General features: G+C 67.1%; 11 protein-coding genes and 4 tRNA genes. 14 read left to right on the top strand and 1 reads right to left on the bottom strand.

The features are described from left to right. The first annotated feature begins 21 nt into the window (after positions 1-21). From ACE3OK_RS06230 to cysN, 6 genes are all read left to right on the top strand, one after another. Positions 22-97, top strand: a tRNA-Gly gene (locus ACE3OK_RS06230). Positions 98-235: 138 nt separating this feature from the next. Then, positions 236-309: transfer RNA gene (locus ACE3OK_RS06225), tRNA-Cys, on the top strand. Positions 310-367: 58 nt separating this feature from the next. Next, positions 368-454, top strand: a tRNA-Leu gene (locus ACE3OK_RS06220). Between the two features lie 19 nt (positions 455-473). Further along, a complete protein-coding gene (locus ACE3OK_RS06215; RefSeq protein WP_374248684.1) occupies positions 474-2099 on the top strand; it encodes an FMN-binding glutamate synthase family protein in 1626 nt (541 codons plus the stop codon). A gap of 36 nt (positions 2100-2135) precedes the next feature. Then, positions 2136-3041 (top strand): sulfate adenylyltransferase subunit CysD, encoded by a 906-nt coding sequence (cysD, locus tag ACE3OK_RS06210; protein WP_374248683.1) that lies wholly within the window; start codon positions 2136-2138, stop codon positions 3039-3041. Continuing rightward, a complete protein-coding gene (gene cysN, locus ACE3OK_RS06205) occupies positions 3041-4945 on the top strand; it encodes a sulfate adenylyltransferase subunit CysN (protein ID WP_374248682.1) in 1905 nt (634 codons plus the stop codon). Before cysD ends, cysN begins: the two co-directional genes overlap by 1 nt. 91 nt (positions 4946-5036) lie before the next feature. Here the strand turns inward: cysN and ACE3OK_RS06200 are convergent. Then, positions 5037-5111, bottom strand: a tRNA-Val gene (locus ACE3OK_RS06200). 151 nt (positions 5112-5262) lie between these two features. Here ACE3OK_RS06200 and ACE3OK_RS06195 point away from each other — a divergent pair. From ACE3OK_RS06195 to tviB, 8 genes are all read left to right on the top strand, one after another. Continuing rightward, entirely contained in the window at positions 5263-5982 is a 720-nt protein-coding gene (locus ACE3OK_RS06195) for a polysaccharide biosynthesis/export family protein (protein ID WP_374248681.1), read from the top strand. Between the two features lie 22 nt (positions 5983-6004). Continuing rightward, positions 6005-8296 carry a GumC family protein gene (locus ACE3OK_RS06190; protein ID WP_374248680.1) on the top strand — a complete coding sequence of 764 codons (2292 nt, stop codon included), beginning with the start codon at positions 6005-6007 and terminating at the stop codon, positions 8294-8296. 3 nt (positions 8297-8299) lie between these two features. Further along, positions 8300-9640, top strand: a complete 1341-nt coding sequence (locus ACE3OK_RS06185) for a J domain-containing protein (RefSeq protein ID WP_374248679.1) — start codon at positions 8300-8302, stop codon at positions 9638-9640. Beyond that, complete coding sequence (locus tag ACE3OK_RS06180; RefSeq protein WP_374248678.1) at positions 9640-10860, top strand: tetratricopeptide repeat protein; 1221 nt, start codon at positions 9640-9642, stop codon at positions 10858-10860. The genes ACE3OK_RS06185 and ACE3OK_RS06180 overlap by 1 nt, the downstream gene beginning before the upstream one ends. Before the next feature lie 95 nt (positions 10861-10955). Next, complete coding sequence (locus ACE3OK_RS06175) at positions 10956-11378, top strand: hypothetical protein (RefSeq protein ID WP_374248677.1); 423 nt, start codon at positions 10956-10958, stop codon at positions 11376-11378. 93 nt (positions 11379-11471) lie between these two features. Further along, entirely contained in the window at positions 11472-12851 is a 1380-nt protein-coding gene (locus ACE3OK_RS06170; RefSeq protein ID WP_374248676.1) for an O-antigen ligase family protein, read from the top strand. 112 nt (positions 12852-12963) lie between these two features. Further along, on the top strand, positions 12964-13287 hold the full coding sequence (locus tag ACE3OK_RS06165; RefSeq protein WP_374248675.1) for a MarR family EPS-associated transcriptional regulator: 324 nt from the start codon (positions 12964-12966) through the stop codon (positions 13285-13287). A gap of 42 nt (positions 13288-13329) precedes the next feature. Continuing rightward, complete coding sequence (gene tviB, locus ACE3OK_RS06160) at positions 13330-14631, top strand: Vi polysaccharide biosynthesis UDP-N-acetylglucosamine C-6 dehydrogenase TviB (RefSeq protein ID WP_374248674.1); 1302 nt, start codon at positions 13330-13332, stop codon at positions 14629-14631. The last annotated feature ends 32 nt before the right edge of the window (positions 14632-14663 follow it).

The following is a 14663-nucleotide window of genomic DNA, read 5'->3' as shown; positions in this document are numbered from 1 at the left end:
CCGTAGAATGGCGGGCTCAACGCGGGAATAGCTCAGTTGGTAGAGCACGACCTTGCCAAGGTCGGGGTCGCGAGTTCGAGTCTCGTTTCCCGCTCCAGTTTCGAACGCAAGTTCACCAAGCCCCGTTCGCGGGGCTTCGTTTTATCCGGGTCAGGCCCGGGCGCTTTTTCTTCGGCACATGTATCGCATCCGCGGGTGCGATGTGGAAGAATCCAGAGGCGCGAAGCAGTCATCCGGCCGGGTGGCAGAGTGGTTATGCAGCGGACTGCAAATCCGCGTACGCCGGTTCAATTCCGACCTCGGCCTCCAACACGACAGCCCCGCAACGCGGGGCTGTTTTTTTTTGGAGAACGATGGCAGCGCATCCGCCCGGGTGGCGAAATCGGTAGACGCATCGGACTTAAAATCCGCCGGCCGCAAGGCCATGAGGGTTCGAGTCCCTCCCCGGGCACCACGCCACCATCGGAGCCGCCATGTCGCGTTATTCCGCCTATGTCGCCTGCCTCGGGCTCACCGTGCTGTCAGGCGTGTTGGCGCTCGCGCACCCGGGGTGGTGGTGGGGCGCGGCGGCTTTCGGCGCGCTGTCGCTGCTGGGCTCGCTGGACCTTTTGCAACGCAAGAGCACGCTGCGGCGGAACTTCCCGCTGCTGGCGCACTTCCGCTACGGGCTGGAAACCATCGGCCCGGAAATCCGCCAGTACTTCATCCAGGCCGATACCGACAAGGTGCCGTTCTCGCGCGAGCAGCGTGCGCTGGTCTACCAGCGTGCCAAGCACGTCAACGACGTGCGCCCGTTCGGCACCTTGCGCAATGTCTATGGCGGGGATTACGAATGGATCAACCATTCGCTGGCACCGGCGGAGGTGCGCGACCACGACTTCCGCATCGTCATCGGCGCGGAGCGCCGGCAGCCGTATTCGGCCAGCGTGTTCAACATCTCGGCGATGAGTTTCGGGGCACTGTCGGCGGCGGCGATCCGCGCGCTCAACGGTGGCGCCAAGCGCGGCGGTTTCTACCACGATACCGGTGAAGGCTCGATCTCCCCGTATCACCGCGAAGCCGGCGGCGACCTGGTGTGGGAGGTGGCGTCCGGCTATTTCGGTTGCCGCAACGACGACGGCACCTTCGATCCCGGGCGTTTCGCCGCGCAGGCCTGCGACCCGCAGGTGAAAATGATCGAGGTGAAGCTCTCGCAAGGTGCCAAGCCCGGCCATGGCGGGGTGCTGCCGGCGGCCAAGCTCAGCCCGGAAATCGCCGCGACGCGCGGCGTGCCGATGGGGCGGGATTGCGTCTCGCCGGCCAGGCATTCGGCATTCGCCACGCCGGTGGAGTTGCTGCAATTCGTGGCGCGCCTGCGTGAACTGTCGGGCGACAAGCCCACCGGGTTCAAGCTCGCCATCGGCCATCCGTGGGAGTGGTTCGGCATCGCCAAGGCGATGCTGGAAACCGGCATCCTGCCCGATTTCATCGTGGTGGACGGTGCCGAAGGCGGCACCGGCGCCGCGCCGGCGGAATTCGTGGACCACGTCGGCGTGCCGATGCGCGAAGGGCTGATGCTGGTGCACAACACGCTGGTGGGGTTGAACCTGCGCGAGCGCATCAAGCTGGGCGCGGCGGGCAAGGTCGTCAGCGGCTTCGACATCGCGCGGACCCTGGCGCTGGGGGCCGACTGGTGCAATGCCGCGCGTGGCTACATGTTCGCGCTGGGCTGCATCCAGTCCTTGAGCTGCCACACCAACCGCTGCCCCACCGGCATCGCCACCCAGGACCCGGCGCGCTGGAAGCACCTGGACGTGCCGGACAAGGCCACCCGCGTGTTCGAGTTCCACGACAACACCCTGCGCGCGCTGCGCGACCTGCTGTGCGCGGCGGGCCTGACGCATCCCGATCAACTTGGCCCCGAGCACATCCTGCGGCGGGTGTCGCCCACCGAGGTGCGCTCGTTGGCGGCGCTGTACCGCTACATGGCTCCCGGCGAGTTGCTGGACGACCGGCAGCTGCGGCACGCGGTGTTCCGCGAGTTCTGGGACGAGGCGCGCGGTGATGCCTTCATGCCGCCAGCGCATGTTTTGCGGCTGCGGGCCAGCAAGTCCAACTGATACGCTGTGCGGCCTCGCTCCAATGCCGTTGCTGCCTTGAATACCGCACTCTCACACCTCGATCGGCTCGAAGCCGAAAGCCTGCACATCCTTCGCGAAGTCGCCGCCGAGTTCCAGAACCCGGTGCTGCTGTATTCGGTGGGCAAGGACAGCTCGGTGCTGCTGCACCTGCTGCTGAAGGCGTTTTATCCCGCGCGCCCGCCGATCCCGTTGCTGCACGTGGATACCGGCTGGAAATTCCGCGAGATGATCGCCTTCCGCGACCGGCGTGCCGCCGAGACCGGTGTCGAGTTGCGCGTGCACACCAACCCCGATGGCGTGGCGCGCGGCATCGGCCCGGTCAGCCACGGCGCCACCGTGCATACCGACGTGATGAAGACGCAGGCGCTGAAGCAGGCGCTGGACACGTTCGGCTTCGACGCCGCCATCGGTGGTGCGCGCCGCGACGAGGAGAAGTCGCGCGCCAAGGAGCGCATCTTCAGCTTCCGCAACGCCCAGCACCGCTGGGACCCGAAGAGCCAGCGCCCGGAATTATGGAACCTCTACAACGCCCGCATCCACAAGGGCGAGTCGGTGCGCGCGTTCCCGCTGTCCAACTGGACCGAGCTGGACATCTGGCTGTACATCTACCGCGAGAAGATTCCGGTGCCGTCGCTGTACCTGGCCGCCGAGCGCCCGGTGGTGGAACGCGACGGCGCGCTGATCATGGTCGACGACGGGCGCCTGCCGCTGCGCGAGGGCGAAGTGCCGGCAATGAAGCGGGTGCGCTTCCGCACCCTGGGCTGCTACCCGCTGACCGGCGCGATCGAATCGGACGCCGACACGCTTGAAAAAATCATCGCCGAAATGCTGGTGGCCACCACCTCGGAGCGGCAGGGCCGGGTGATCGACCACGATCCCACCGCCTCGATGGAAAAGAAGAAGCAGGAGGGCTATTTCTGATGCACGCCACCGCCACCGCCACCGCGAGTGCCAGCGCCAGCGCGCAGGTCGCCGCCTATCTGCAGCAACACGAAACCAAGGGCCTGCTGCGCTTCATCACCTGCGGCAGCGTGGATGACGGCAAGAGCACCCTGATCGGCCGCCTGCTGCACGACACCAAATTGTTGCTGGACGACCAGGTCAGTGCGCTGGAAGCCGACAGCCGCAAGCACGGCACCCAGAATGGCGAGATCGATTTCGCGTTGCTGGTGGATGGCCTGGCCGCCGAGCGCGAGCAGGGCATCACGATCGACGTTGCCTACCGCTTCTTCGGCACCGAGCGCCGCAAGTTCATCGTCGCCGACTGCCCGGGCCACGAGCAGTACACCCGCAACATGGCCACCGGCGCCTCCACCGCCGACGTCGCGGTGGTGCTGGTGGACGCGCGCAAGGGACTGCTGACGCAGACGCGCCGCCACAGCTACATCGTCAAGCTGCTGGGCATCAACCGCGTGGTGCTGGCGGTGAACAAGATGGATCTGGTCGACTTCGACCAGGCCGTGTTCGACGGCATCGCCGGGCAATACCGCGAGCTGGCCGCGCATCTGGGCATCGCGCATGTGCAGTGCATTCCGCTGTCGGCGCTGCGTGGCGACAACATGATCGCGCGTTCGCCGCAGATCCCGTGGTACACCGGGCCGTCGCTGCTGGAGCATCTGGAAACCGTGCCGGTGGAGCAGCGCGACACTGAAACCGCCTTTCGCCTGCCGGTGCAATGGGTGTGCCGTCCGAACCAGGATTTCCGCGGCTTTGCCGGCACCGTGGTGGCCGGGCAGGTGGCGCCGGGCGATGCGGTCGTGGTGCTGCCTGCGGGGCGGCGCTCCACCGTGGCACGGTTGGTCACCGCCGACGGCGACCTGTCGGTGGCCAGCGAAGGGCAGGCCATCACCCTCACCCTGGCCGATGAAGTCGACGCCAGCCGCGGCGACGTGATCGCCAGCGCGGCCAACCCGCCGGAAGTGGCGGACCAGTTCGCCGCGCACCTGCTGTGGCTGGGCGATGACCACCTGTTGCCGGGGCGGCCGTACCTGCTCAAGATCGGCACGCGCACCGTGGGGGCGTCGGTGACCGAGATCAAGCACAAGGTCGACGTCAACACGCAGGAGGCATTGGCCGCCAAGTACCTGGGCTTGAACGAAGTGGGCGTGTGCAACCTCCACCTCGACCAGCCGGTGCCGTTTTCCAGCTATGCCGAAAGCCGCGCACTGGGTGGCTTCATCCTGATCGACCGCCAGAGCAATGCCACCGTCGCCGCCGGCACGCTGGATTTCGCCCTGCGCCGCGCCGCCAACATCCACTGGCAGCATCTCGACGTGGACAAGGCCGCGCGTGCCGCCATCAAGCACCAGCAGGCCCGCTGCCTGTGGTTCACCGGCTTGTCCGGCGCCGGCAAATCCACCATTGCCAACGTGCTGGAAAAGAAATTGCAGGCACTGGGCAGGCACACCTACCTGCTGGATGGCGACAACGTCCGCCATGGTCTTAACAAGGACCTGGGCTTCACCGACGAGGACCGGGTGGAGAACATCCGCCGCGTGGCCGAAGTGGCCAGACTGATGACCGATGCCGGCCTGATCGTGCTGGTCAGCTTCATCAGCCCGTTCCGCGCCGAACGCGACATGGCGCGCGCGCTGTTCGATGCCGGCGAATTCATGGAAATCTTCGTCGACACCAGCCTGGCCGATGCCGAGCGTCGCGACGTGAAGGGCCTGTACGCGAAGGCGCGGCGCGGTGAGCTGCGCAATTTCACCGGCATCGACTCGCCCTATGAAGCCCCGGAACGCCCCGAGCTGCACCTGCGCACCGCGCAGGCCGATGCCGCGGCACTGGCCGACGAGGTGCTGGCCGCACTGGGGCTGCACTGACCATCGCAGCCCCGGCGATGGCGGGGGCTGCTTGCCCCCCGGAAACGAAAAACGCCACCGCGAGGGTGGCGCAAGTCTTGAAGGATCTTGTTGGTGGGCGGTGCAGGGTTCGAACCTGCGACCCTTGCCGTGTGAAGGCAATGCTCTACCGCTGAGCTAACCGCCCGGATCAGCCGCGCATTTTACATGAATGCGTCGCGGGAGCAATCGTTTTTTTCGCTTTGGCGGCCGAACAGGGGCGAGTGGCGGGTGCTTCGGCTTGCACGCGTTGCCGCGGGACGCATAATGCGCGTTCCCCCGACGAGGTTCACGTACGCATGCGCCACTGGCTGCGACTCCTGTTGATTCCGATGCTGGCACTGCTGCTGGTGGCCTGCGCCAGTGATGGCGCCCAACGCAACGCACCCGCCAACGCGGTAGCCGGCAACCAGCTGCCGCCGCCGGACACCACCGCCACGTCGGGGGCCTACGAAGGCGCGACCGACTACCGCATCGGTGCCCAGGACCTGCTGGACATCAGCGTGTTCGGCGTGCAGGACCTGAACAAGGAGGTGCGGGTCAACTCCAACGGGCAGATTTCGTTGCCGCTGATCGGCGCGGTGATGGCCGGCGGCAAGACCATCCCCGAACTGGAAGCGGACTTGGGCAGGAAGTACAGCAACGGCTTCCTGCAAAACCCGCAGGTCAGCGTGTTCGTGAAGGAATACGCCAGCCAGCGGGTCACCCTGGAAGGTGCGGTGAACAAGCCCGGCATCTACCCCATCACCGGCAAGACCAGCTTGCTGCAGACCATCGCGCTGGCGGGGGGGGTGGACGACAAGACCGCCGATCTCGGCGGCATCGTGGTGATGCGGCAGGTGGATGGCAAGCGCATGGCCGCGGTATTCGACCTGCGGCTGGTGCGCAAGGGCCAGGCCGAGGACCCGCAGATCTACGGTGACGACATCATCGTGGTCGAGCAATCCGGCAGCAAGTCCGCGTTCCGCCGGTTCATCGAAACCGCACCGGCGATCGGCATCTTCCGCTGGTTCTTCTGAAGCAGATCAAGGACGATAGCCAATGACCGAAGACCACCTGCCTGCCGGCCCGTCCGGCGACGACAACCGCCTGCCGTTGCGACATGAGGCGCAGCCCGTGCACGCACTGGCGCAGCATCGCGCGGGTACCGCGCTGGCACTGGAGCTGCAGGAAGAGCAGCGCCGCAACGACGATGAAATCGACCTGCTGGCCTACTGGCACATCCTGGTCAAACGCCGCCGGTTGATCATCGCCGTGTTGGCGGCGGTGGTGGCACTGGCGCTGCTGTTCACCCTCACGGCGACCCCCATCTATCGCGCCACCACCGTGCTGCAACTGGAGAAGGAAGGCATCCAGGTGGTGCAGGTGAACGGCATCCAGCCCGGGGGCGATGGCGGCTGGGACCCGGAGTTCCTGCAGACGCAATACGAGCTGATCCGCAGCCAGTCGCTGGCCGAACGCGTGGCCAATGAAATGAACATCGATCAGGCGGCGATGGATCGCCTGGTCGATGCCGGCTGGTTGGGCCGCATGCTGGGCTTGCTGCATCCGCAGAGCAAGCAGCAGGCCAGGCAGGCGGACGCCAAGGCCACGGAGCGGCAGCAGTTGCGCGCCGCCGCCAGCCTCATCAGCAGTGGCCTGAGCGTGGAGCCGGTGCGCAATTCGCGGTTGGTGAAGCTCAATTTCGACAGCCCCTCGCCGCAATTCGCCGCACGCGCCGCCAATGCCGTCGCCGATGGCTACATTGCATCCGGGCTGGAGCGCAGGTTCGGGGCGTCGTCCTACGCCAAGAGCTATCTGGAAGACCAGTTGCGGCTGACCAAGATCAAGCTGGAGGAGTCCGAGCGCAAGCTGGTGCAGTTCGCGCAGCAGGAAAACCTGATCAACACCGGCGACCAGGGGCAATCGCTGGCGGTGCAGAACCTGACCCAGCTCAACGCCGCGCTCGCCACCGCCCAGGACCAGCGCATCCGCGCGCAAGCGCGTTGGCACCAGGCATCCAGCGGGGCGATGCCGGCCGACATGATCGGCAATTCCAACATCCGCCTGTTGCAGCAACAGAAGGGCCAGTTGCAGGCGCAGTACCAGCTCAAGCTGCAGACCTTCAAGCCGGACTACCCGGAGATGCAGCAGCTCAAGAGCCAGGTGGACGAGCTGGACCGGCAGATCGCCAAGGAAGTGGCGGGCGTGCGGGCATCGGTACGGGCCGAGTACGACGCGGCGATGACCCAGGAAAACATGCTGAAGGGGCAGATCGCGGCATTGCGCGGCGAGGCGCTGGATGTCGACAACCGCAGCATCCAGTACAACATCCTCAAGCGCGAGGTGGATACCAACCGCCAGCTCTACGATGGCCTGTTGCAGCGGTACAAGGAAATCGGCGCCGCCGGCGACGTGCGCAGCAACAACATCTCCATCATCGATCGCGCCGAAGTGCCGCGCGGGCGTTTCAAGCCCAACCTCACCCTGAACCTCGCCATCGGCCTGTTGCTGGGCGGCATGCTGGGGGTGCTGCTGGCGTTCCTGCTGGAGTTCCTCGACGACACCCTGAAGACCCCGGAAGACATCGAGCAGAAGCTCAAGCTGCCGGTGCTGGGCATCATCCCCAAGCTGGGGCCCAAGGAGAGCGTGGTCGCCGCCGCGGCCAACAGCCAGTCGTCGTTCTCGGAAGCCTATCGTTCGGTGCGCACGGCGTTGCAGTTCGCCACCGACCACGGCGTGCCGCGCACCTTGCTGGTGACCAGCAGCGGCCCGGGCGAAGGCAAGTCCACCACGGCGCTGGCACTGGCGCGCAACCTCACCCAGTTGGGCAAGCGCGTGTTGCTGGTCGATGCCGACTTGCGCAACCCCTCGTTGCACAAGACCTTGGGGATGCGCGCCGAAACCGGCCTGAGCAACCTGCTGGCCGGCGCTTGCGCGTTCAATGCGGCGGTGCAGGCCACCGACGACGAGCGCCTGGAAGTGATCCTGGCCGGGCCGTTGCCGCCGAATCCTGCCGAGCTGTTGTCCGGCTCCAAGCTGGTGTCGTTGCTCACCGTCGGCAGCGAGCGTTACGACCACGTCATCATCGACGGCCCGCCGGTGCTGGGGTTGGCCGATGCGCCCATCCTCGCCAATGCGATCGATGGCACCCTGCTGGTGGTCAACAGCGCCAAGACCAAGATCAGCGCCGCGCAGATCGCACTCAAGCGCTTGCTGGTGGCGCGCGCGCGCATCGTCGGGTGCCTGCTGACCAAGTACGACGCCCGCACCGCCGGCTACGGCTATGGTTACGGCTACCGTTACGAGTCGTATTACGCCTATGGCAACAAGCCGCGATTGACCAAGGGCTGAGCCATGGACGGCGCGAAGGGGAGCGCGCTGGAATGGGCACTGGCGCTGTTGCATGCGCCAGGCGAGCGGCACGCGCTGCGGCAAAAGCCGTTGCCGGCCGGCATGGACGTGTTGCTGGGCATCGCCGCCGGGGCGATGCCCGAGGCCCTGGCGGCCGCCACCGCAACGTTCGGCGAGCCCGCGGAGCGCTTGCGCGAAGCGGCGCAGTTCTATGCCCGCGAGGTGTTGTTCTTCCCGCAGGCCGATGCCTACCGCGTGTTGGGCGTGTCGGCCGGAGCCGGTGGCGAGCAGATCAAGGCCCACCATCGCCTGCTGCAACTGTGGCTGCATCCGGATCGCCCGCACAGTGAGGAAGATGCCGTTTTCGCCGCGCGGGTGAACACGGCCTGGAACCGCCTGCGCACTCCCGATCACCGGCGGCTGTATGACGAAGCGCTGCGCCAGCAGCGCCCGCCGGAACTGTTCGACAGCAGCGGCACGCTGCGCAGGGTGTCGACGTGGGTGCCGGCGGTCGAGATGGAACCGCCGGAAGCGCGCTGGCGTCGCCGTGTGCCGGTGCTGGTGCTGCTGGGGTTGTGTGCCGTGCTGTTGCTGGTGGTGATCCTGCGTGAGGAGCCGGCGCTGGAGTCGCAAGCCGGTGTCGTGCCGGTGGAGGCCGCAGGTGAGCTGGCGGTGCCGCCGGCATTGCTGTCACCTGCGGCATCGCCGCAGCGTGCAACCCGCAAACCCGTGCACAGCGCGCACGAAGACGCAGCGGTCGCCTTGGCTGTTGCCAAACCGGCCCCGCGCCCGGTGGCCATGCCACCTGCCGCAGCCGCGATATCGCCATCGGCAGCGCCGCGACTGGCGGAGGAACCGGCGTTGGCGGCCATGCCGACTGCCACGGCGATTGCCGCGGTCACGCTGCCGCCACCGGCGCGGCGCGGCGATCTTCCGGCCCGGGGTGTCGCCGTCGCCCAGGCCGCTGCCCAGCCTGCCGCCCTGCCCGTCAGTGCGCCCGCGCCGGAGCCGCCTCCGGTTGCGGCAGTGGATGCGCCCGCACCCGATTTCAACCGCATGCAGCAGGCCAGGCAAACCGGCGAGCAACTGCTGCGCTTCCTGCAAGCCACCGACCGGCCTCCGCCGCCGATCTGGAACAACCCCGGCATCCAGGCCGATGCCGAGCAGGTGCGGCAAACCCTGCGCGGCAACGGGCGCGTGCGGTGGGTGTCGCCCCGTTGGGAGATCGGCCGTGAAACCGCGGAACTTACCAGCGGTATCGCCGGGGCTGGCCAGCTCAGTGCCCGCCTGCGCTGGCGCGATGGCGTCTGGCTGGTGACCGATTTGAATCTGGAGCGCGATTGATGACGCCACACGCCCGTCGTGCCTTGTTTGCAGTCCTGGTGGTTGCCGCCTTGTTCGCCGGTTGGCGCGTGTATGGCCAGCGCCAGGCCGAGCGTCTGGCGGCCACCGATCCGGTGCAGGCATTGCAGTGGCGTCCCGGCTCCGCTTCCGCGCTGCTGGTGCTGGCGGAACGGCAATTGGCCCAAGGCCAGCCCCGCCAGGCCCAGGCCACCGCCCGCCGGTTGTTGAGGCAGACACCGCTGAAGGGCCAGGCCTTCCGTGTGCTGGCGGCGGCCAGCGACCAGCTGGGGGACCGCGAGCGGGCCTTCCGCCTGTACCTGATCGCCGCCCGGCGCGCGCCGCGTGACGTCCCCAGCCGGGTGTGGCTGGCGCAGCGCTACCTGGAGGCGGGCAAGTTCGACGATGCTTTGCACCATATCGACAGCCTGCTGCGCATGGCGCCGCAGCGTGCCGCCGGCATCAACCCGGTGTTGGCGCGCATGGCGCAAGTGCCTGCATTCGCCGATGCGCTGTCGCGGACGTTGCTGCGCAATCCGCCGTGGCGCGACGGCCTGCTGACGGCGTTGCAGAAGCCTGGGGCCGGCAATGCCGATGCCGCCGGCCGGGTGATGCAATACCTGCAGGATCACGGCGGCCTGTCGTCGGAAGACTACGGGCGCTGGCTGGATAGCCTGATGGCGCAAGGACGCTGGGGCGAGGCTTACGCACGCTGGGCGGGATCGGTGGTGAAGCCGGGGGGGCGGTTGCCGTTGCTGTACAACGGGGATTTCGCGCAGGAGCCCAGCAGCACCGGCTTTGACTGGCGCATTCGGCGGGTGCCGGGCGTGCTGCTGGATTTCCTGCCCGAAGCCGGCACCGGCGGGCAGGCAGCCTACCTGCAATTCCTCGACCGGCGCATTCCTGGTGCCGGACTGGAGCAGCCCCTGTTGCTGTCACCGGGTGGTTATCGGCTGCGCATGCGCATGCGCGCGCGGGCCTTGCGCAGCGAACTGGGCCTGCAATGGCAGGTGGCGTGCGTCGGGCCGGCCGGGATCGTGGCTCGCAGCGAGCCGGTGCAGGGCGATTTCCCCTGGCGGGGCGTGCAGCTGGATTTCACCATCCCGCAGGAAGGCTGCCCCGGGCAATGGCTGCGGCTGGTCAACCCGGTGCCCGCCGGTGCCGCGCAAGGCGTGGCGGGGGAGCTGTGGCTGGCGGACATGGAACTGTCGCCATCGACCTGAGTCAGCATCGGTGCGATGCGCTTGCGTCGGGCCGGTTCCGGTGCTAGTGTTGCCGTCGCGCGTTTCCCCCTCTTGCCATGCCAAGGATGATTGCCATGACCAAGCTCGCTGTTGCACTGCTTGCCGCCGCCTCCCTGTTTGCCGGTTCCGCCGTTGCGCAGAGCCAGGACAACAACATCACCTTGCAGGTGGATACCGGGTCGGTGATGACCAGCACCGGTGGTGATTACGCCTCCGCCAACAGCGGTCAGATGCTGGTGGTCGGCGAAAAGGTCATGGTCAACGCCGGTTCTTCGGCCGTGGCCATCTTCAAGAACGGCTGCCGCGTCGAGTTCCGCCAACCGGGCGTCTACACCGTGCCGGCCGAATGCCGCGCTGCGGGCTGGACCAATGGCAGCCATGCCAGCGGCAGCAACGCCCTCATCATCGCGGGTACCGCCGTTGCCATCGGTGCCGTGATCGGTAGCCAGAACAACACCCCGAATGGCCCCTTGAGCGCCGGTATCCGTCACTTCTGATCGGTGCAACCAGCGCTGGTGCTTGCCATCCAGGCAGGGCAGATCGCAAGATCTGCCCTGTTTTGTTTTGTGCATCATGAAAGGTGACTGCCGATGACCGATGTTGCCCGCCGCCTGTTGCTGCCCGCCCTGATCCTGCTGCTGGTTGCCTGCTGGCTGGGGGGCGGGGTGACCAGCGACGACACCGGCATCGACGAAGGCCTGCAATTGCTGGCGCTGCCGGTCCTGTTGCTGGCAGCTGCCACCCTGCTGGACGAAACCCCGTCCCCGTGGGTGCGCCGTGGGTTGTGGGTGGCGGCGGCCATTGCCATGGTGCCGGCGGTACAACTGCTGCCCATTCCGGCCGCGCTGTGGCATTTGCCACCGGCGCGACAGGCGCTGGCAGCGGACATCGCCGTGGCGGGGGTGACGGTGGCACCGCATTGGAGCCTCACTCCCGCTGCCAGCGAGCGCGCGTTGTGGGCCTTGCTGCCGGCGATGGCGGCGTTCCTGGCCGCCTGCGCATTGACGGCGGTGCAACGTCGCCGGCTGTTGCAGGCATTGGTGGGGCTGGTCGCCTTCAACGTGGTGTTTGCCTTCTTCCAGGCCGGGTTGCCGCAGGAAAGCGATTTGCGCCTCTATCAGGACTTCGACGCCGGTTTCGGCGGTCTGCTGGCCAACACCAACCACCAGGCCACCGCCTGCATCATCGGCATGGCCCTGGCGGTGGGCTTGGCGGCGGAGTCGCGCCTGCGTGCCGTACGCGGGCAGGCGCACCCGCATCGGCATTGGTGGTACTGGGGGCTGGCAACCGGCTTCCTGCTGATGGTGCCGCTCTCCACTTCGCGTGCGGGCATGTCCATCGTGCTGCCGGTGCTGGCGTTGGCCTTGTGGCTGACAAGGGTTCTCAAGCTGCGACAGATCGGCCGCAGCCGCCGGGCAACAGCGCTGGCGCTGGGCCTGGTGGTGTTGTCGGTGGTGGGCGCGCGGGCCGCCATCGGCTGGCTGGCGGTGGATCAAGCCGAAGAAATCCGCCATACGCTGGCTGCCGCCGCCGTTGCCATGGGCAAGGCCGAAGCCCCCCTGGGCAGCGGCATGGGCAGCTTCGTGCCGGCCTTCGAGCAGGCGGCACCCGCATCCTTGCAGATGGCCAATTACGTCAACCATGCCCACAACGAATACGCGCAGTGGTGGATGACGGCCGGCTGGCTGGGCATGCTGGCGCTGGCCGCGGCGTTGCTGTTGCTGGTGGCAGCAGGCTGGCAAATCGCCCGCGCGCATGGCCGCAATGCGGTGCTGGCGGGCGCCAGCCTGGCGGCCCTGTGCGCCGTGCTGGCGCATTCCTGGGCCGACTACCCCCTGCGCACGCTCACGCTGATGGCCACCTGCGGCGCGCTGGCCGGCGTGTTGCTGGCGGCGCTGGGGGACATGTCGCAAGCCCGGCAAGCCGCCGAGACCGCCAACGACACCCCGGAAGAAGCCCAGCCCCTGTGACCCGTTCCGGGTGGCAGAGCCTGCATCGACCACGCAATGGCGCACGGATTCCCCGGAGACGTCCGATCGTGTAAGGTGGCCTGCGTTCAACCAGTGAACGCAAGGGTGTCGCATGACCACCGACGAACTCAGCGTTGCCATCCTGCGCCGGCTGGTGGATACCCCGCAGGCCAGCCAGCGCGAACTCGCACGCGACACCGGCGTGTCGTTGGGCAAGCTCAACTTTGCCCTGCGCGCGTTGATCGACAAAGGCTGGGTGAAGGTCGGCAACTTCAGTCGCAGCCCCAACAAATTGGGGTATGCCTATCTGCTCACACCGGCCGGCATCGACGCCAGGCTGCAACTCACCCGCCAGTTCCTTGCCCGCAAAATGCGGGAGTACGACCACTTGCGCGCCGAAATCGAAACCCTGAAGGGTGAAATCGGCCACGACTGACCCCGCGCGGCGCGCCCCTGTCTTCCACTGACCCAAGCACCCATGCCCCAGACCCTGCACAACACCCGCATCGCCATCATCGGCCTTGGCTACGTCGGCCTGCCGCTGGCGGTGGAATTCGGCAAGCAGTACGCCACCACCGGCTTCGACATCAACGCCGCCCGCATTGCCGAACTGAAGCAGGGCAAGGACAGCACCCTGGAGGTGGAGCCGGAGCTGCTGGCCCAGGCCACGTGCTTGCGGTTCACCGACCAGCTCGATGAAATCGCCGGTTGCAACGTCTATATCGTCACCGTGCCCACGCCCATTGATGCGGCCAAGCGCCCGGACCTGACCCCGCTGGTCAAGGCATCCGAAGCCATCGGCAAGGTGCTCAAGCCCGGCGACACCGTGATTTACGAATCCACCGTCTACCCCGGTTGCACCGAGGAAATCTGCGTCCCCATCCTCGAGCGCGTGTCCGGGCTGCGTTACGAAGCAACGGCCGATGGGGGCGCAGACACCTTCGCCATCGGTTATTCCCCGGAGCGCATCAACCCCGGCGACAAGGCCCACCGCGTCACCACCATCAAGAAAGTCACCTCCGGCTCCACGCCCGCCACTGCGGACTTCGTGGACGCCCTGTACGCCAGCATCATCACCGCCGGCACCCACAAGGCCCCCACCATCAAGGTGGCCGAGGCCGCCAAGGTCATCGAAAACACCCAGCGCGATCTCAACATCGCGCTGGTCAACGACCTGGCCATCCTGTTCAACAAGCTGGGCATCGACACCCTGGACGTGCTGGAAGCCGCCGGCACCAAATGGAACTTCCTGCCGTTCCGCCCCGGCCTGGTGGGCGGCCACTGCATCAGCGTGGACCCGTACTACCTCACCCACAAGGCGGCCGAAGTGGGCCACCACCCGCAGGTCATCCTGGCCGGCCGTCGCACCAACGACGGCATGGGCAGCTTCGTGGCCGACCAGACCCTGAAACTGATGCTGCACAAACGCATCAACCCGGTTGGCGCGCGGGTGCTGGTGCTGGGCCTTGCCTTCAAGGAAAACTGCCCGGACCTGCGCAACACCCGCGTGGTGGACATCGTGGCCGCCCTGCGCGGCTTCCATTGCGAAGTGGACGTGCACGACCCATGGGTGGACGCCGCCGAAGCCCGCCACGAATACGGCCTGACCCCGCTCGCAAACCCGCCGCCCGGCAGCTACGACGCCATCATCCTGGCGGTGGGCCACGACCAGTTCCGCCAGTGGGGCGGGCAGGGCGTGCGCGCCTTCGGCAAACCGCAGGCCGTGGTGTACGACGTCAAGCACGTGCTGCCGCGGGATGCGGTGGATGGAAGGTTGTAAGAATTTGAATTGATAATCGGGAATAATCCGAT

Origin of the sequence: Thermomonas sp. (assembly GCF_041905325.1) — a bacterium.
Lineage (GTDB): Bacteria > Pseudomonadota > Gammaproteobacteria > Xanthomonadales > Xanthomonadaceae > Thermomonas.
This window is presented reverse-complemented; position numbering and strand designations above follow the sequence as displayed.

Excerpts from the sequence above, each read along its gene's own strand:
- ACE3OK_RS06175 (WP_374248677.1), top strand. The coding sequence starts at position 10,956 with ATGACCAAGCTCGCTGTTGCACTGCTTGCCGCCGCCTCCCTGTTTGCC.
- ACE3OK_RS06215 (WP_374248684.1), top strand. The coding sequence starts at position 474 with ATGTCGCGTTATTCCGCCTATGTCGCCTGCCTCGGGCTCACCGTGCTG.
- ACE3OK_RS06190 (WP_374248680.1), top strand. The coding sequence starts at position 6,005 with ATGACCGAAGACCACCTGCCTGCCGGCCCGTCCGGCGACGACAACCGC.
- ACE3OK_RS06185 (WP_374248679.1), top strand. The coding sequence starts at position 8,300 with ATGGACGGCGCGAAGGGGAGCGCGCTGGAATGGGCACTGGCGCTGTTG.
- ACE3OK_RS06180 (WP_374248678.1), top strand. The coding sequence starts at position 9,640 with ATGACGCCACACGCCCGTCGTGCCTTGTTTGCAGTCCTGGTGGTTGCC.
- ACE3OK_RS06170 (WP_374248676.1), top strand. The coding sequence starts at position 11,472 with ATGACCGATGTTGCCCGCCGCCTGTTGCTGCCCGCCCTGATCCTGCTG.
- ACE3OK_RS06165 (WP_374248675.1), top strand. The coding sequence starts at position 12,964 with ATGACCACCGACGAACTCAGCGTTGCCATCCTGCGCCGGCTGGTGGAT.
- ACE3OK_RS06195 (WP_374248681.1), top strand. The coding sequence starts at position 5,263 with ATGCGCCACTGGCTGCGACTCCTGTTGATTCCGATGCTGGCACTGCTG.
- cysN (WP_374248682.1), top strand. The coding sequence starts at position 3,041 with ATGCACGCCACCGCCACCGCCACCGCGAGTGCCAGCGCCAGCGCGCAG.
- tviB (WP_374248674.1), top strand. The coding sequence starts at position 13,330 with ATGCCCCAGACCCTGCACAACACCCGCATCGCCATCATCGGCCTTGGC.